Here is a 16,254-nt window from a genome sequence, read left to right on the forward strand (position 1 = left end):
CCGCTGGGTGGGCGCATACGGGATCGTGTGTGCGACAGGGGGGGCCGCCGGCGCAAGCGGGCGCGAGGGCGCGATGCCTGTTGCGGCGCAGCGTGGACACGGGTTAATGCCCTGAGGTGGGCAAATTGCCCAGAAAACAGGCGATCAGGGCGCCGTCAGCAGGGTGGCGCAGGCCAGCGGCATCCGGGGCGGCGGCGCGGGGCGCGACGGGGGCGGCGGGCGCTGGCGGGATTCGGGGGTGAACCACCAATCGAGCGTGGCGTCGCAGCCATCGCCCGGCGGCGGCGGCGCGATGTCCCGGCATTCCGGGCTGTCGGCGGGGCAGCGGAGCCGAAGATGCATATGGCTGTCATGGCCCCGCCAGGGCCGGACGCGCCGCAGCCAGGGCTCGCCGCGGTGGTCGGCGCAGAGGCGGCGCTTGATGGCGGGGTTGACCAGCAGGCGGTCGAGGCCCGGCGCCTCCGCCGCGATGCGGATCAGGGTCGCGTGCCGCGGCGTCCAGCGGGACGGGTCCACGGCCGATTCGTCGGGCAGGACCAGGGAAGGGATGGACAACTCCTCCCGCTGCAAGGCCGGGACGCGGGGCTTCGGGCGGAGGTCGAGCCAGATATCGGCGTCGAGGCCACTCTGGTGGCTGGCATGCCCCCAGGGCATCGGTCCGCCCCGGGGTTGGGAGAGGTCGCCGATCCAGAGATCGGGCAGGCCCGCCTGGCGCGCCTGGCCCGCGACATGCGCAACCAGGGCAATGGTGGCGGGGTGGCCCCAATGCCGGTTGCGGCTGGTGCGGATGGCCTGCCAGCCCGGGCCTTCGGGCGGCAAGGCCACGGCGCCGGCGATGCAGCCGAGATTGGTGGTGCCGATGGACCGCGCCGGACCCAGCACCGGGCGCGCCAGGGCGGCCCAGTCCGCGGCCCGGGGCAGGGGGCCCTCCGCGGCCTGCGCCCCGCCCGCCATGAAGGCGGCCAGGGCGAGGAAACGGAGGGTGGGTCTCAGAACCGCCTCTCGAACACCGTCACCACGTCGCCGGGCTGCAGCAGGGCCTGGCGGCTGGCGCGGAATTCCTGCGCGCGGCCTTCCTCCGTCACGCGGGTGACGGAGACATAGTCGCGCAGCGCGCGGTAGTTGAAGCCGCCGGCGACGGCGACGGCGGTGAGCGTCGTCATGCCGGGTTGATAGGGAAACTGGCCGCCGCGCTCAACCTGGCCGAGCACGAAGACGGGCCGGTAGGTCATGACCTCCACCGCCGCGGAGGGGTCGCGGAACAGGTTCTTCTCCCGCATGGACTGCTCCACGGCGCGCTCCACCTCCGCCGTGGTGCGGCCGGCGGCCTGGATGGCGCCGATCAGGGGAAGGGCGATGGTGCCGGCATCGGTGACGCGGAATTCGCCGGTCAGGCGCGGGTCATTGAACACCGTCACGCGCAGCTGGTCCTCCGGGCCCAGGCGATAGGCGCTGCGGCTGGCATCGGGCAGCGGCGGCAGGTCGAGCCCCGGATTGGCGCAGGCGGCGACGCCGAGGGCGGGCAGCAGCGGCAGCAGGAGGGCGAGACGGCGAGACGTCATGGCAGCGGTCCTCTTCTTGGGTAGTCGGGCGGAGGGACGCGCGACCCGCCTTCGCGTTTCCTTCCGCAGGCGGGTCATCACGGGCTTGTTTGTGCGGGCGCGGAACCGATGCGGGGCGGGCCGGTTTGTGCAGCGCGGCGCGACCTGCGTGTTGCAGGCAACTCGGGCGCCGCCGGGGGAGTTCCACGCCGATGCTCGACAGACCGGTCACCGACCAACGCCTGCCCGCGGACCGCCGCGCCCCGCCGCGCGCGGCGCCGCCGGCCGCGCCGATCGAACCGGAGGGGCTCAACATCACGGCGCTGCTGGGCGCGCTGCGCCGGCGACGCTGGGTGCTGATCGCCTGCATCGTGCTGTTCCCCCTGCTGGCGCTGGTGGCGGCGAAGAACATCACCCCCCGCTACACCGCCAGCACCACGGCGATGTTCGAGCCGACGGAATACGCGGCGCGCGAATTGCAGAGCATCCTGCGGGACGAGAGCACGACGGACGCCGTGCTGGCGAGCCAGGTGGAGATCGTGCGCTCCCTCTCGGTCTCCCGGCGGATCGTCGAACGCTTCAACCTGACGGAACGGCGCGAATTCGCCTGGTGGCTGCAGGACCGGGAGAGGGCGGAGACCATTCCCTTCCGGGTGCGCAGCGCCATGGCCGGCTGGGTGGAGCCGATCCTGCCTGACCTGGCCGAGATGATCGCGCCGCGCCCGATCGCGTCCGTGCCGACCGGCGAGATCGCGCAGATCCAGGCGGCGGAATTCGTGCAGGGCAGGCTGGAGGTGCAGGTGGTGCGCAACAGCCGCGTGCTGCAGATCCGCTTCACCTCGGAAGACCCGCAGCTGGCGGCCGCGGCGGCGAACCTGGCGGCGGAGCTCTACATCGCCGACCAGCTGGAAGCGAAGTTCACCGCCGTGCGCCGCGCCAATGACTGGCTCGATGGCCGCATCGCGCAACTGCGCGCGGAAGTGCAGCGGAACGAGAGCCAGATCGCCGAGCTGCGCAGCACCTCCGGCCTGACGCGCGGCGTGACCGCGGGTCTGGGCACGGAACAGATCAGCCGCATCACCCAGGACCTGGTGGAGGCGCGCAACCAGCTGGCGACGGCGGAAGCCCGGTTCAGCGCGGCGCGGGGCGGTGGCGGTGGCGCCGACATGGCGGCGCTGGGGTCCGCCAACCTTGTCGCCCAGCGCCAGGCGCGTGACGAGGCGCGGCGGGAGCTGGACCGGCTGGCGGCGACGCTCGGCAGCGGCCACCCGGATGTGCGTGCCGCGGCGTCCCGCCTGGCGGCCGCCGAGCGGGCGGTGGGCGGCGAAACGAGTCGCGTGGTGCAGGCGCTGGATGCCGAGGTCCGGGCCGCCCGCGCCCGCGTCGGCAGCCTGGAGCAGAGCCTGGCGCAGCAGGAGGAGCGGATGTCCCGCACCCAGGGCGCCGAGATCCGCCTGAACGCGCTGGAGCGCGAGACGGAAGCGGCGCGGAGCCTGCTGCGCGCGGTGCTGGAACGCAGCCAGTCCACGGTCAGCCAGACGGCGATCGAGAAGCCGGATGCGCGCATCCTGTCGCCGGCGACGGTGCCGGGCATCCCCTCCTTCCCCAAGCCGACGCTCTTCGTGGCGGCGGCGGCGGCGCTGGGCGCGCTGTTCGGGTTGCTGCTGGTGTGGTTCCTGGAGCAGGCGGACAGCACCATCCGCACCGGCGACGATGTGCGGGCCTCGCTCGGCCTGCCCTGCGTGGCGCTGGTGCCCATGCTGCGGCGCGGCATCCTGGGCCGGAACCGCGTGGAGGACTACGTCGCCCGCAAGCCGCTCAGCCCCTTCTCCGAAAGCATGCGCAACCTGCGCGCGGCGCTGTGGCTGGGCTCCGACCCGCCCAAGGTGGTCGTGATCACCGCGGCGCGGCCGGGCGAGGGCAAGACCACCACCTCCATCGCGCTGGCGCGGTCGGCGGCCATGAACGGGGAGAAGGTGCTGCTGGTGGATTGCGACATCCGCCAGCCCTCCATCGGCAAGGCGTTCCGGGCGGAGACGGCGGCGGGGGTGACGGAGCTGCTGCTGGGCCAGGCGCGCTACGAGGATATCGTCCGGCGCGACCACCTGACGGGCCTCGACTACGTCACGGCCGGCGCCGCGGAGATCCATTCCCTGGGGCTGTTCATGTCGGAGGCGATGGCATCGCTGCTGGAGCGGGTGCGGCGGGACTATGACCTGGTGATCCTGGACGCGCCGCCGGCGCTGGCCATGGCGGATGCGCGGGTCGTGGCCCGTCTTGCCGATGCCACATTGCTTTGCGTGAAATGGCGCGACACGCCGCGTTCCGTCGTGCGCAATTCGCTCGCCCTTCTGGAAGATGCCAAGGCCCGCATCGTCGGCGCGGCATTGACACAGGTGGACGCGAAGTCGCATCGACGGTCGGGCTACGCCGACAGCGAGGTCTATCATCCCCGCTACAGCGGCTACTTCAGGGAGTAGGGCGTTGGGTCGCTATCTCGTCACCGGCGGTGCCGGATATGTGGGCAGCCACACGGTTCTGGCCCTGCTCGACCGGGGGGATGAGGTCGTCGTCCTCGACGACTTCTCCAAGGGCCACCGGGAGGCCGTGCCAAGCCGGGTCCGCCTGGTGGATGGGCGCTGCGAGGACCCGAAGGCGCTGGCGGAGGCCTTCGGCGGCGAACGCTTCGATGCCGTGCTGCACTTCGCCGCGCTGTCGCTGGTGGGCGACAGCATGAGGATGCCGCTGCGCTACATGGCGGAGAACCTGGCGACGCTCTCCGCCGTGGCGGACGCCGCCGTGGCGCATGGCTGCCGGAAATTCGTCATGTCCTCCACCGCCGCGCTGTTCGGCTTCCCGGAGCGGATCCCGATCGATGAGGAGCAGCGGCTGGGCCCCGTATCGCCCTACGGCGAAAGCAAGCTGATGTGCGAGCGGGCGCTGGACTGGGCGGAGAGGATCCACGGGCTGCGCTTCGCGTCGCTCCGCTACTTCAACGCCGCCGGCGCCGATCCCGAGGGACGCGCGGGGGAGGATCATGAGCCGGAGAGCCACCTGATCCCGCTGGCGATCGATGCGGCGCTCGGCATGCGGCCGCCGCTGACGGTCTTCGGCACGGATTACGACACGCCGGATGGCACGGGCGTGCGGGACTACGTGCATGTCACGGACCTCGCGGATGCGCATCTGCGCGCACTGCCGCTGCTGGAGGAGCGGTCCGTCCGATTCAACCTCGGCAACGGCACGGGCTATTCGGTCAGGCAGGTGATCGAGGCGGTGGAGCGCGTCGGCGGCCGCAAGGTGCCGCACGTGCTGGGGCCGCGGCGGGAGGGTGACCCGGCGACGCTGGTCGCGTCCTCCGCCAAGCTGCGGGCGGAGACGGGCTGGAGCCCGCGCTTCCCGGGGCTGGATGAGATCGTGAAGACCGCCTGGGATTGGCGGGTGAAGCACCCCAAGGGCTATGCGGGGGCGCAGCGGGCGGCGTGAACAGGGGGCCTTCGGGCGCCCTTTTTCGTGGTCGGTGCTGGCTGAGCGGCGATAGGCTGGCCGGCGGCCTGTATCGAATCACGATCGACTGCGCCGGTATCCCTGCTCCGGCAGGGGCCCAGGCGGCACTGGATATAGCCGCGGCGTTTCGGCGCGGCTATCCGCATGAGCATCTCGTTGGCTGCTGTTTCCGAGATGGGATGCTGCGGATCGTGGTCGAGAACGACTACGACTCCGCAGGGCTCAACCTGATGGACGAGGTCTCGGACCTTATCGGCGCCAACCTCGGACCGTTCGACGGCGACCTCAGGCTCGTCAGCGTCGAGACGTTGCGATGAAGGCATTGCCTTCCCGCTCAAGTCAGCTCGTCATGCGGTCCAGCACCGGGATGTGGCGCAGCACCAGGCGCTTGCCGAGCATCGGCAGGATCACGCCGGCGGCCGTCAGCACGGGGATGTGGATCCAGAAGCCGGCCGCGGTCCAGCCGATGCCGGCCAGGATCAGCGCGGCCTTGGCGACGCCGATGGCGATGGTGTTGAAGAGGTAGATCACCATGCTCGCCTGGCCGAGCACCAGCGGCCACTGCCAGCGCGTCACCGGCGCCACGCGCATCAGCCCGTGCAGCGCGGGGATGGAGAGCAGGCCGCAGACCAGAAGCGACAGGTCGCCGGAGAGTGGGCCGAAGACGGTCGCGAGCAGCGCCGCGACGAAGGCCAGCCACCAAAGGGCCAGGTAGCGGGTGAAGAGGGGCAGGAGCAGCGCCTCCCGCTCCGCCGCCCAGATTCCGATGGCGAAGAAGACGGCATGGCGCGCCAGCCGGTCGGCATAGAGAATGGAGGGCGGGTCCAGCGCCAGCAGCAGCAGGCCGATCAGCACCAGGCCCGGCGCGCCGATGCGGCGCCAGATCGGCGGCGCGGCGATGGAGCAGACGAAGAGGACCCAGAGATACCAGACCGAGGTCGCGGGGCTGCGGGCCGTGGTGAAGAGCAGGTCCCGCAACCCGCCCAGCAGCCCGTCCGGCCGGTTGTCGACATGGACGAAGTGCTCGGTGGCGAGCTTGCCGAACAGGATCAGCAGGCCGAAGAGGAAGAAGGGAGGCAGCAGGCGCGCCGCGCGCTTGGCCGCCAGGGCCGGCATGCCCGACAGCGGCGTGCGCTGCGTGCCCATCAGCCCGAAGACGGTGCCCGACAGATACAGGAAGAAGGGCATGTGGAAGGCGTAGATCGCCGTCCGCAGCAGGTCCCACCACTCGGCGCCGGGCGGCGGTGCGCCGGCGACGATGTGGCCGAAGACGACGATCAGGATCGCGACGCCCTTGGCGCGATCGAGGTCGAGGCGCCGCTCGCGCGACGGGCGCGCGGGGCTGGTGGCGATGAAGGCGGGCAGCGCGGCGGCCGTCGTGCTCATGCCGCGCGCAGCCGCCGGGCGAGGTCTTCACGCATCAGCCCGGCGGAGACGCTCTCCCGCTGTTCGAGCCTTGCTCGGGCGAGCGCGGCGGCGAACCAGGTGAACTGGGCCACGGCGGTGCTGGCGATCAGCGTGTTGTCGAAGGCGCTGTGTAGCAGGGCGCCCACGATGGCGGCGCGCAGCACCAGGCGATCCGCAGGCGCTGCGCGCCGCGTGCCGGCCCAGACCCAGGCGAGGAGCGAGAGGAAGATCAGCGCGCAGCCGATGATGCCGGCATCGACGGAGAGGCGGAGGTATTCGTTGTGCGCGGCGTTGGAGCGGATGAGGCGGATGCGCGGATCCTCGGGGTCCACGATCAGCTTGCCGGCGCCCAGGCCATAGCCGAAGAGCGGGCGCTGCTCGATCGCGTCGAGGAAGTAGGGCCAGATGACGTCGCGGCCGGAGAGGTTGACGTCATCGCCGCCGAGGAAGCGGTCGGCCGCGAAGATGGCGACGGGGCCGAGCAGGATGGCGCCGGGCAGCATGCCGCCCATCACCAGGTCCACCTTGCGCTTCAGCGGCAGCACGCGGCGATCCGCCAGCAGGAAGACGATGCCGAGGAAGAGCATGACGGCGATCAGCGGCGCGCGCGCCTGGGTCGCCAGCAGCACCGCGAGCGCCGCGCCCGTCAGCAGCAACCAGTGCATGCGGGAGGTCCGGAGATACTCCAGCGTGGCGGCGAAGACGGCGGTGACGGCGAAGCCCGCGAGGAAGGGCGGCGAATGCATGCCCTGGAAGCGCCAATTGGCGTCGAAGGGCGATTGCAGCCCGGTCGGCCAGGCCAGGAAGCCGGCGGCGGCGCTCAGCAGGGGAATGAAGACGATGCCCTTGCAGAAGCTGGACCAGACCCGCCGCGGCGCCGCGGCGAAGGCGAGCACGAAGGGTGCGGTGGAGCCGATGAAGCTACGCACCATCTCCCCGTTGGAGGAGACGCGGCCCATCGGCAGCACGACGATGCTGACCATGGCGACGACGGCGAAGGCGAGGAAGGGCCAGTTGATGGCGGAGGAGAAGCCGTAGCGCAGGCAGAGCATGGCGGCGATGGCGAAGGGCACCAGCTTCACCACGGCGCTGCCGAGCGCCGCCGCGCCGCCCGTCGCCATCAGGTCCAGCTGCACATCGACGGCGAGCCCGTAGACGACGACGAGCAGGCCGACGGCGAGCAGCGGTGCCTCATAGAACAGGAGTGCCACCATCAGCGCGACGGCGGCCGGCATCACGGCCAGCGCCAGCTGCGGTTCGATGATCGCGAGCGCCAGCAGCGCCAGCGCTGCGACGATGGCGAGGAGGAGGGCGAGGAGCGAGGCTGGAACGGTGCGCATGTTATTGCGTTATCGCACGCGAACGGGACCCGTTCCCAATCAGCTTTCGGTGTCAATCTTCCAGCCGGGATAACGCATGGGTGCGAATGACAAGCAGGCGGCGCAGCGCCGCCCGGCGCTGACGCGTCTGCGCGTGCTGCTGATCGGCTGGGTGCTGGTCTACCACCTGGAACTGCCGCTCCGCGCGCTGCGCGGGCTGGGCTTCATGGAGGGCGTGGCGCTGAAGGGATACCTTGGCGTCGATGGCTTCTTCCTTCTGTCGGGATTCGCGCTGGTCCTGGGCTATGCGCATCGTCCACCCGCGGGATTCGCGGGGTGGGTGGGCTTCATGCGCGGCCGGCTGGTGCGCGTGCTGCCGCTGCACTGGGTGATGCTGGTGGCGCTGCTGGCGCTGGTGCTGGCGGCGATGGCGGCAGGGTTCGCCGTGAATGCGCCGGAACGCTTCGGGGTGCGGGAATTCGTGCTGCAGGCGCTGCTGCTGCATGGCTGGGAGACGACGTCGCAGCATGCCTGGAACTACCCGTCCTGGGCGCTGTCGGTGATCCTGGCGGGCTACATCGCCTTCCCGACCCTGCTGGCGGGCATGGTGGCGGCGCCGGCCGGCGTGCTGCTGCTGCTGTTGGTCGTCGCCGCGGTCGGCCTCTTCGCCCTTGGCGCCGTCGATCCGCTGCTGCAGCTGAACCACACGCTGCATCTGGGCTTGCCGCGCTTCTTCCTGGAATTCATCGCCGGCATGGCGCTGGCACGGCTGGTGCAGGCCGGGGTGATACCGCGCGGCCTCGCAACGGCCGGCATCGCGCTGGTGCCGATCGGGCTGTGGCTGAACATCGATGCGGTGGTTGTCCTGGGGCTTGCAGCCCTGGTGGTGCGCGCCGCGCTGGCGGAGGGAAGCGATGAGGGTGGGATTCTCCATCGGCTTGGCGAGGCCTCCTTCGGCGTCTACCTCACCTTCGTCTTCGTGGAGGCCGTGCTGGTGCTGGTGCTGCGCATCGTGCAGCCGGGCCTGGCCGGGCGACTGCTGCTGATGGTGGGCGGGCTCGGTGCGACCTTCATCGCAGGCTGGATCGCCTGGCGCGTCATCGAGGTGCCGGCGGCGCGGTGGTTCGGCCGCGGGCGGTCAGCGGGCGCCGCGTAGCGCCTGGGCGAGGCGGGGGCGCGGGCGGGGGGCCTCCCCCTCCTGCAGCCGCCAATGTCCGCCATGGGTCACGGCCCAGAGCGTGACAGGCAGGTTCAGGCGACGCAGGACCGGCAGCGCGACCGAGAGGTCCCGCGCCCAGGCGGCCTCATCCTCGGCATGCGGCAGGGCGCCGCCGAGTTCCGCGACGATGACGGGGGTGCGGTGGCGGTCGCGCCAGGCCGCGACGGCACCGAAGCGCTCCGCCACCCAGGGGGCGGCACCGCCTTCGTAGTCATGCACCTCCGCGATGGTCAGCGGGTCCGCGGGCGGCGCCTGGCGGAGCAGGGAGCGCCAGGAACACCATTCATGGCCGCCCCACACCAGCGCATGGCGGGGCGCGGCGGCGCGCGCGGCGGCCAGGAGGCGGTCACGGACCGGCGTCCAGGCGGCGGCATCGTCGAAGGCGGGTTCGTTGAGCGGGCCGAGCACGACCTGCGCAGGGTCCGTCGCCGTGCCGAAGAGGCGCGCGCGGGCCTGCATGACGCGCCAGGCGGCCTCGTCCCAGGGCGCCCAGGGCTCATAGAGGTCCGAGAGGCCGAGCAGGATGGGCAATCCGGCCGCCTTCGCATCCTCTATGGCCTGGAGGAAGAGGCGCGGCACCTCCTCGCCGGCGCCGGCATCGCGAGGGATGAACAGCCGCGCATGGTCGAAGCCGGCGGCGCGGAGGTCCTGCCACCAGGCGCGGCCGAGGCGCCGCGGGCGCTGGCTGGCGGCGATCGGGAACCAGCGCTCGAGATTGGCGCCGAGGCGGAGGTCCGGCAGGGAATCGCGCAGCGTGGCGGCCGCGGCCTGCGCCGCAGGGGATGCCGCCAGGCCCGCGGCCAGCACGGTGCGCCGGGTCGGCATGGTCACGTATCCTGCCGGCCCGAGAGCGTGCCGCGGAGATAGCCGAGATTGTAGGCGGCGCCGCAGCGGGCGCGGACCAGGGTGGCGGAACGGCTCGGCCACGCCAGCAGCGGCGCCTGAACGACCAGCTTCGCGGCCGCGCCAGGGGCGCGCTTCGGCCAGCCACGCCGGCGGTCCCGCAGCGCATCGGTGGCGCCCTGCCAATGCAGGCGGGAGACGAGCCAGGCTGGGCGCAGGCGGCCGGCCTGGATGCTGTGCCGCACGGTGACGCTGCCGTCGTAGAAGACGCGCCCGCCGCGGGATTCGAGGCGCATCAGCACCTCCTCCTCCTCCCCGGACAGCAGGCGGTCGCCGACGCGGCCGAGATCCTCGGGGAAGCCGCCCACGGCGCGCAGCGCGTCGCGGCGGAAGGCCATGTTGGCGCCGTAGATGGCGGCACCGCCGGGCAGCGCGGCACCGCCGGTCGCCTCGCCCTGGCCATCCCATTCGACGATCGTCAGCACGCCCCGCAGGCTGTCGGGCCACCAGGCGGGCAGGGGGGCCTCCCATTCCGGCAGGATGCGGCCGCCGATGGCGACGGCCTCATCCGGCAGGGTTTCGATCGCGGCCAGCAGGCGCTGCGCCCAGTCGGGCTCCGGCACCGCATCGTCATCGAGCCAAGCGGTCCAGGCGGCGGAGGCGGCCTTGAGGCCGAGGTTGCGGGCGAGAGAGAGGCCGGGCGTCGAGGTGCGCACCAGCCTGGCGCCGGAGGCGGCGGCAAGGCGTGCGATGGAGGCCTGGGCAGCGTGCGGGGAGGCGCTGTCCACCACCACCACCTCCAGCGCCGGCAGGGCGGATGGGGGATCGGGGCAGGGGTCGCCGATCAGCGCGTGGGTGTCGCGCAGCAGGCGCACTCCCTGCTGCCGGGACAGGCCCTCCAGGCAGGCCTCCAGATAGGCCGGCCTGGCATGGGTGCAGATGATGACGCTCAGGGCTGGGGGTTCGAAACCCGCGATAAATCCGTCAGCCACCCTGGCTCCTCATCCGTTGAAGCGGAAGGCTCCTGCCACCTGGTCGCCGCCGGCCTGCGGCTGTTCCGCGGGCTTCTGCTGCGCAGCCATGGCTTCCTTCGCGCGGGCCTCGATCTGCTTGGTCACTTCGACCAGGACGCGCGCGAGGTTCGGGAGTTGCAGGACCGGCACGACAAGAAGCGCGGAAGGCACGGGCTTCGGCTCGCCGCCCGCGGCGGCGGAGGCACCGGTCTGCGCGCCGAGCGTGATGCGGGCGACGCCGCTGGCGACATGCACGTCGATCACGCCATCGCCGAAGACGGTGGGAAGAGCGGTCATGAGGGGATTCCTGTCGGTAAGGGGATCACTGTTCGCGGAAGGCGCGGTGGAAGCTGTCGAAGACGGGCTGGAGGAGGTAGCGCGCGAAGGACCGGCTGCCGGTCTGGATCTGCGCTTCCACCATCATGCCGGCGCGGAGCTGCACGCCATCCAGCGCCGCGAGCTGGGATTCGTCGATCTGCACCTGGACGCGGTAATAGGCTGTGCCGCGGCGCTCATCCTGCGTGACGTCGGGCGCCACGAAGGTCACATGCCCGTGCAGGTAGGGCACCAGGCGCTGCTTGAAGGCGGGCAGCCGGATTTCCGCCTGCAGGCCGGTATGGACCACGTCGATGTCGTTCGGCTGGACATTCACTTCCGCGATGATGCGCTCATTCTCCGGCACCAGATCCAGCACCGGGTCACCGGGGCGGATGACGGCGCCGATGGTGAAGACGCGGAGGTTGAGCACCGTGCCGGCATCGGGGGCCATGATCTCGAGCCGCGTGGAGACATCCTCCGCCGCGCGCAGCCTTTCCTCGGCCTCCGCGAGGCGCACGCGGACGTCGCGCTGCTCGGTGGAGGTTTCCTGCATGCGCTGGTCGATGACGCGCTGGATGTCGCGCTCGGCTTCCGCGATCTGGGCGCGGGAGCGGACCATCTGGTTGGTGATGTCGGTGATGTTGCCTTCGACCGAGGCGACCTGCCGCTGCAGGGCGAGCAGCTGCGGCAGCCGCGCCAGGCCCTGGCGGAGCAGCTGGGCGGTATTCGTCTCCTCCGCCCGCAGCAGCACCAGCATGCGGCGCTGCGCGTCCATCTGGCCTTCCGCGGAGGCGATGGTGGCGTTGTGCTGGTCGATCCGCGCCCGCAGCACCTGGAGCTGGCTTTCCAGCGACAGGGTGCGGGCCTGGAACAGGGTGCGCTGGCCGGTCACGTATTCCTGCGCGCGGATCGCGTTGGCGCCGGTGAGCTCGGCGGGGAAGGCGATGTCCCGCGCGCCGGCGAGTTCGGCGGCAAGGCGCGCATCCTGCGCCAGCATGGCCCAGCGCTGGGCGCGCAGGGTTTCCGTCTGCTGCGCCGCCTGCGGCTGGTCGAGCCGCATGAGGACCTGGCCGCGGCGGACGGTATCGCCGTCCCGCACCAGGATCTCCCGCACGATGCCGCCTTCGAAATGCTGCACGGTGCGGCGCGTGCCCTCCACCTTCAGCAGGCCGGGGGCGATGGCGGCCTCCGCCAGCGGCGTGAGGGCGGCCCAGGCGCCGAAGCCCAGCACGAAGACCAGCGTGATGACGTAGCCGATCATCACCGGCGCGGCGGTGCGCGGCTTCGGCGCATCGATCGGCAGCGGGGTCTCCGGCGGGGACCAGAGGGCGGGCGGCGCATCGGCCGACCGGCGCACGACCGGAACCTGGCCGAGCGGGAGGGAGCCCATCGGGGGTGTGGCCTGGCTCATCGTGCGCCCTCCGCCCGCCCGGCGGGCGGCTGGGTGATCTCCTGCGGCCTGGCCTGCTGGACCAGGCGCTTCAGCACCTCCGCCCGCGGGCCGAAGGCTTCCGCCGCGCCATCGCGCAGCAGCAGCACCTTGTCCACGCCCTGCACCAGCGTCGGCCGGTGGGAGACGAGGATGACGGTGGTGCCGCGGGCCTTCAGCGCCTCCAGCCCCCGGATCAGGGCCTGTTCGGCATCGCCGTCGAGGTTGCTGTTGGGTTCGTCCAGCACGACGAAGCGCGGATTGCCGAACATGGCGCGGGCCAGGCCAATCAGCTGCCGCTGGCCGCCCGAGAGGTGCTGGCCGCCATCGCCGATCTCCGTGTCGTAGCCCTGGGGCAGGCGCAGGATCATCTCATGGCAGCCGGCGAGCTTCGCGGCCTCGAACACCATCTCCGGGTCGGCCTCCCGCATGCGGCCGATGTTCTTCATGACGCTGCCGTCGAAGAGTTCGACGTCCTGGGGCAGGTAGCCGACATAGCGGCCGAAATCCTCCCGCTGCCAGGTGAAGACATCGGCGCCGTCGAGCCGGACGGTGCCGGCTGAGGGCTGGAGCGTGCCGATGAGCAGGCGGATCAGCGTGGTCTTGCCGGCGGCGGAGGGGCCGATGATGGCCAGGCTCTCGCCCGCCGAGAGGGCGAAGGAGATGCCCTTGATGATGGCGACGGGCTGGCCCGGGAAGCCGAAGGTCACGCGTTCCGCCGCCACCCTGCCGGTGGGCTCGGGCAGGGCGATGCCCGGCGGGCGGATGCGCGGCAGGGCAAGGAAGCCGAGCAGGCGGCGATAGGATTGCCGTGCCTGCACCAGCTGCTTCCAGCCGCCGATCATCTGTTCGACGGGCGCCAGCGCCCGGCCCATGATGATGGAGGCGGCGATGGAGGCGCCGGAGGTGAGCTGCTGTTCCAGCGTCAGCCAGGCGCCGAAGCCGAGCACCGCGACCTGGACGGCGAGGCGGCAGAAACGGGTGACGGAGAGCAGCATGGCGGCTCGATCGGCCGCCTTCTCCTGCGGGGGGACGGAGGCGGAGAGGCCTTCGCGCCAGCGTTGCAGCACGGCGGGCGCCATGCCCATGCTGTCGATCACCTCCGCGTTGCGGACCATGCTTTCGGCGCGGCGCTGGCTGGCCATGGCGGCGGTGCTGGCCTGCCGCAGCAGCGCGCCGGTCGCCCATTCATTCGCGAGGGTCAGTGCGAAGAGCAGCACCGCGCCGCCCAGCGCGATCCAGCCGAGCGAGGGATGGAGCGCGAAGATCACCGCCAGGTAGATCGGCACCCAGGGCACGTCGAAGACGGTGAGGGAGGCAGGGGAGCCGAGCCAGCCGCGGCAGACCGCGAGGTCGCGCAGCGCCTCCATCCGGTAGGGGCGGCCGCGGAGCTGGCTTTCGATGGCGCGGAGGAAGGCCTCCGGCGCCGCCTTGCCCTCGATCCAGGTGGCCAGGCGCTGCATCACCTGGCCGCGCAGCCCGTCCAGCACCGCCATCACCAGCAGCGCGAAGACGGCGATGGCCGTGAGGTAGTAGAGCGTATCGATGCTGCGGGTGGACAGGACGCGGTCGAAGACCTGCATCATGTAGAGCGAGACGGTCAGCTGCAGCAGGTTCACCACGCCACTGAACAGGCCGACCGCGACCAGCTGCGACCGGCCGGCGGCGATGGCGCGGGACAGCACCGTCTCCGGCATGCGTTCCGGCTGGCCGGGAACCAGGGGCATGGGCCTCAGCACGGCATCAGGCTCCGATCCAGGCGAGCATCGCAGGCCCGTAGTGCCGCCAGGCCGCGACCGCGGCGGCGGCGAGCAGCAGCAGCGCGATCAGGTTGGCGAGGACGAGGGTGAGGAAGCCGGGCGGCGGCCGGAGCCTCGCGATCTGTTCCTGCACGGCGGCCTGGCGGATCTGCTCCACCTGGTTGTGCAGGGTGCGGAAGGCGTGGGCTTCGAGCGCGGCTTCGGCGTCACGCTGGAAGCCGTCCACGGCATCGGGCCCGCGCGGGCGGCCAGACCCGCCGGCCTGGCCTTCCACGGCCATGGCGAAGGCCAGCAGGTCCCGCAGTCTGTGGGCGTCGCCCGGGGACAGAAAATCGGCCAGCAGGGGCTGGTTCACGCGGCTGTCCTCGGCCAGGATGGGCCGCACGGAGCGCACCGCGCGGTCCTCGGCCTGGCCTGTGGACGCCGGCTTGATCCGTTCTGTCCCAATGTCGTTCTCAGCCATGAACAAATCCGTGAGAAGGCGTTGTCGTTCCGTTGAAGCGACGCTGGAATTGTGACGTGGTAGCACGCCCGGACGGGGGCACAAACCGGAGTCACAGGGTGCATCAGGATCGTTACAAGATCGTCGCAGGCTTGCTGCTGGCAGGCCTTCCCGCGGCCCTGCCAGTCCGGGTGGAGGCGCAGGCCGTGCCGCGCGGCGAAGTCCAGCGCGGCGTGACCGTCGCTGACCGGGCGAGGGAGGATTACGACCCGCTCGGCGTTCGGCTTGGCGCCTTCCGGCTGGATGCGGCGGCCGAGCTCGGCATGGGGTATGACGACAACCTCTTCGGGTCGCGGCGCGGGCGCACCGGCGATGGCTATGCGACCTGGATCGGCGAGACATCGCTGAACAGCGACTGGTCCACCCATGCCGTCGGCGCCACCGCGCGGATCGAGCAGCGCCGCTACATCGAGGAGACGGCGCAGGACTGGACCGACTACGCGGTCGGGCTGTTCGGGCGCTACGACGTCAACGCGGAGACGAATGTCGAGGCGCGCTACAACCGCGTGCAGGAACACCTCGAGGTCAGCAGCATCGATGTGCAGCAGGCCGGGCTGTCCCGCCCCATCCCGTACTACTACAACGAGGTGCAGGCGCAGGCGACGACGCGCTTCAACCGGATCGGCGTGACGGCGATCGGCAATTGGCGCGGCTACCGCTTCGACGACGTCGACCTGGGCGGGCCGCAGCAGGGCACCGCGCCGACACAGCGGCCGGGTGACGTTTCCCGTTTTGACTTCAATTCAACGCTGGGCGCGCTCGGCCTGTCCTATGCGCTGGCGCCGGGGCGCTTCGTGAACGTCATCGGCCGGGTGCAGGAGATCAAGTACGAGTCGAGCACGCAGTCCGCCCGCGACAGCATGACCTATGAGGGGCTGGTCGGCTTCACCTACGATTTCGATGGCCTGTGGCGTGCCCGCGTGGCGGTGGGCTACCGGCAGCGCGACTATGACGGGCCGGGGCTCAAGACGCTGTCGGGCCCGGCCTTCGAGGGTGAGGTGACCTGGCAGCCGAGCCTGCTGACCACCCTCACCTTCCAGGGCCGCCGCACGATCGAGGAATCGATCCGCGACAACGCGACGAGCTTCACGCGCACGCAGGGCCAGGTGCGGGTCGACCATGAATACCTCCGCAACGTGATCCTGGGCCTTGAGGTCGGGCTCGACCGGCGCGAATACGAACAGCCGAGCGAGCAGGCGACGGATGGCTTCGCGATCCTGTCCGCCCGCTACCTGCTGAACCGCAACGTGTCGCTGGTGGGATCCTACCAGCATTCGCGGCGGCTCGATTCCTCGGCCGGCGTGCAGGAATTCGATCGCAACCTGGTCCAGTTGCGGTTGCGCATCGCCTTGTGATGCGGGCGGCGGCGAAAGCCGGCGGCGCCCCCGCGTTGGGG

At 71.4% G+C, this 16,254-nt stretch carries 15 protein-coding genes; 5 read left to right on the forward strand and 10 right to left on the reverse strand.

All coding sequences use genetic code 11. The features are described from left to right. Positions 1-144: 144 nt before the first annotated feature. Positions 145-954, reverse strand: coding sequence for a penicillin-insensitive murein endopeptidase (mepA, locus tag G3576_RS10610; protein ID WP_164694353.1), 810 nt, complete (start codon positions 952-954; stop codon positions 145-147). A gap of 35 nt (positions 955-989) precedes the next feature. Next, positions 990-1,562: a polysaccharide biosynthesis/export family protein gene (locus tag G3576_RS10615; RefSeq protein WP_164694354.1), complete on the reverse strand. Its 573-nt coding sequence runs from the start codon at positions 1,560-1,562 to the stop codon at positions 990-992. Between the two features lie 191 nt (positions 1,563-1,753). Between G3576_RS10615 and G3576_RS10620 the strand changes: the two genes are divergently transcribed. From G3576_RS10620 to G3576_RS10630, 3 genes are all read left to right on the forward strand, one after another. Then, positions 1,754-4,021: a polysaccharide biosynthesis tyrosine autokinase gene (locus G3576_RS10620; protein WP_164694355.1), complete on the forward strand. Its 2,268-nt coding sequence runs from the start codon at positions 1,754-1,756 to the stop codon at positions 4,019-4,021. Between the two features lie 4 nt (positions 4,022-4,025). Beyond that, complete coding sequence (gene galE / locus G3576_RS10625) at positions 4,026-5,027, forward strand: UDP-glucose 4-epimerase GalE (RefSeq protein ID WP_164694356.1); 1,002 nt, start codon at positions 4,026-4,028, stop codon at positions 5,025-5,027. 200 nt (positions 5,028-5,227) lie between these two features. After that, entirely contained in the window at positions 5,228-5,365 is a 138-nt protein-coding gene (locus tag G3576_RS10630) for a hypothetical protein (RefSeq protein ID WP_164694357.1), read from the forward strand. A 22-nt stretch (positions 5,366-5,387) separates the two neighbouring features. Here G3576_RS10630 and G3576_RS10635 read toward each other — a convergent pair whose 3' ends face one another. Next, on the reverse strand, positions 5,388-6,434 hold the full coding sequence (locus tag G3576_RS10635; protein ID WP_164694358.1) for an acyltransferase family protein: 1,047 nt from the start codon (positions 6,432-6,434) through the stop codon (positions 5,388-5,390). Beyond that, complete coding sequence (locus G3576_RS10640) at positions 6,431-7,795, reverse strand: O-antigen ligase family protein (RefSeq protein WP_164694359.1); 1,365 nt, start codon at positions 7,793-7,795, stop codon at positions 6,431-6,433. The genes G3576_RS10635 and G3576_RS10640 overlap by 4 nt, the downstream gene beginning before the upstream one ends. 76 nt (positions 7,796-7,871) lie before the next feature. Between G3576_RS10640 and G3576_RS10645 the strand changes: the two genes are divergently transcribed. Beyond that, complete coding sequence (locus G3576_RS10645; protein WP_164694360.1) at positions 7,872-8,930, forward strand: acyltransferase family protein; 1,059 nt, start codon at positions 7,872-7,874, stop codon at positions 8,928-8,930. Here the strand turns inward: G3576_RS10645 and G3576_RS10650 are convergent. From G3576_RS10650 to G3576_RS10675, 6 genes are read right to left on the reverse strand one after another with little or no spacing between them, the layout of a single operon-like run. Beyond that, positions 8,913-9,818 carry a cellulase family glycosylhydrolase gene (locus tag G3576_RS10650; RefSeq protein ID WP_164694361.1) on the reverse strand — a complete coding sequence of 302 codons (906 nt, stop codon included), beginning with the start codon at positions 9,816-9,818 and terminating at the stop codon, positions 8,913-8,915. The two genes, G3576_RS10645 and G3576_RS10650, sit on opposite strands and share 18 nt — an antisense overlap. A gap of 2 nt (positions 9,819-9,820) precedes the next feature. Continuing rightward, entirely contained in the window at positions 9,821-10,828 is a 1,008-nt protein-coding gene (locus tag G3576_RS10655; RefSeq protein WP_164694362.1) for a glycosyltransferase family 2 protein, read from the reverse strand. 9 nt (positions 10,829-10,837) lie between these two features. Then, positions 10,838-11,146 carry a hypothetical protein gene (locus tag G3576_RS10660; protein ID WP_164694363.1) on the reverse strand — a complete coding sequence of 103 codons (309 nt, stop codon included), beginning with the start codon at positions 11,144-11,146 and terminating at the stop codon, positions 10,838-10,840. A 25-nt stretch (positions 11,147-11,171) separates the two neighbouring features. Next, positions 11,172-12,578 carry an HlyD family type I secretion periplasmic adaptor subunit gene (locus G3576_RS10665; RefSeq protein WP_235951725.1) on the reverse strand — a complete coding sequence of 469 codons (1,407 nt, stop codon included), beginning with the start codon at positions 12,576-12,578 and terminating at the stop codon, positions 11,172-11,174. After that, positions 12,575-14,323, reverse strand: a complete 1,749-nt coding sequence (locus G3576_RS10670; RefSeq protein WP_235951727.1) for a type I secretion system permease/ATPase — start codon at positions 14,321-14,323, stop codon at positions 12,575-12,577. Before G3576_RS10670 ends, G3576_RS10665 begins: the two co-directional genes overlap by 4 nt. A 16-nt stretch (positions 14,324-14,339) precedes the next feature. Beyond that, positions 14,340-14,819, reverse strand: coding sequence for a hypothetical protein (locus G3576_RS10675; RefSeq protein WP_164694364.1), 480 nt, complete (start codon positions 14,817-14,819; stop codon positions 14,340-14,342). A gap of 98 nt (positions 14,820-14,917) precedes the next feature. Between G3576_RS10675 and G3576_RS10680 the strand changes: the two genes are divergently transcribed. After that, positions 14,918-16,213 (forward strand): outer membrane beta-barrel protein, encoded by a 1,296-nt coding sequence (locus G3576_RS10680; RefSeq protein ID WP_164694365.1) that lies wholly within the window; start codon positions 14,918-14,920, stop codon positions 16,211-16,213. The last annotated feature ends 41 nt before the right edge of the window (positions 16,214-16,254 follow it).

Origin of the sequence: Falsiroseomonas algicola, from assembly GCF_011040385.1 — a bacterium.
GTDB lineage: Bacteria > Pseudomonadota > Alphaproteobacteria > Acetobacterales > Acetobacteraceae > Falsiroseomonas > Falsiroseomonas algicola.

Excerpts from the sequence above, each read along its gene's own strand:
- mepA (WP_164694353.1), bottom strand. The coding sequence starts at position 954 with ATGGCGGGCGGGGCGCAGGCCGCGGAGGGCCCCCTGCCCCGGGCCGCG.
- G3576_RS10615 (WP_164694354.1), bottom strand. The coding sequence starts at position 1,562 with ATGACGTCTCGCCGTCTCGCCCTCCTGCTGCCGCTGCTGCCCGCCCTC.
- G3576_RS10620 (WP_164694355.1), top strand. The coding sequence starts at position 1,754 with ATGCTCGACAGACCGGTCACCGACCAACGCCTGCCCGCGGACCGCCGC.
- G3576_RS10630 (WP_164694357.1), top strand. The coding sequence starts at position 5,228 with ATGCTGCGGATCGTGGTCGAGAACGACTACGACTCCGCAGGGCTCAAC.
- G3576_RS10635 (WP_164694358.1), bottom strand. The coding sequence starts at position 6,434 with ATGAGCACGACGGCCGCCGCGCTGCCCGCCTTCATCGCCACCAGCCCC.
- G3576_RS10640 (WP_164694359.1), bottom strand. The coding sequence starts at position 7,795 with ATGCGCACCGTTCCAGCCTCGCTCCTCGCCCTCCTCCTCGCCATCGTC.
- G3576_RS10645 (WP_164694360.1), top strand. The coding sequence starts at position 7,872 with ATGGGTGCGAATGACAAGCAGGCGGCGCAGCGCCGCCCGGCGCTGACG.
- G3576_RS10650 (WP_164694361.1), bottom strand. The coding sequence starts at position 9,818 with ATGCCGACCCGGCGCACCGTGCTGGCCGCGGGCCTGGCGGCATCCCCT.
- G3576_RS10660 (WP_164694363.1), bottom strand. The coding sequence starts at position 11,146 with ATGACCGCTCTTCCCACCGTCTTCGGCGATGGCGTGATCGACGTGCAT.
- G3576_RS10665 (WP_235951725.1), bottom strand. The coding sequence starts at position 12,578 with ATGAGCCAGGCCACACCCCCGATGGGCTCCCTCCCGCTCGGCCAGGTT.
- G3576_RS10670 (WP_235951727.1), bottom strand. The coding sequence starts at position 14,323 with ATGCCCCTGGTTCCCGGCCAGCCGGAACGCATGCCGGAGACGGTGCTG.
- G3576_RS10675 (WP_164694364.1), bottom strand. The coding sequence starts at position 14,819 with ATGGCTGAGAACGACATTGGGACAGAACGGATCAAGCCGGCGTCCACA.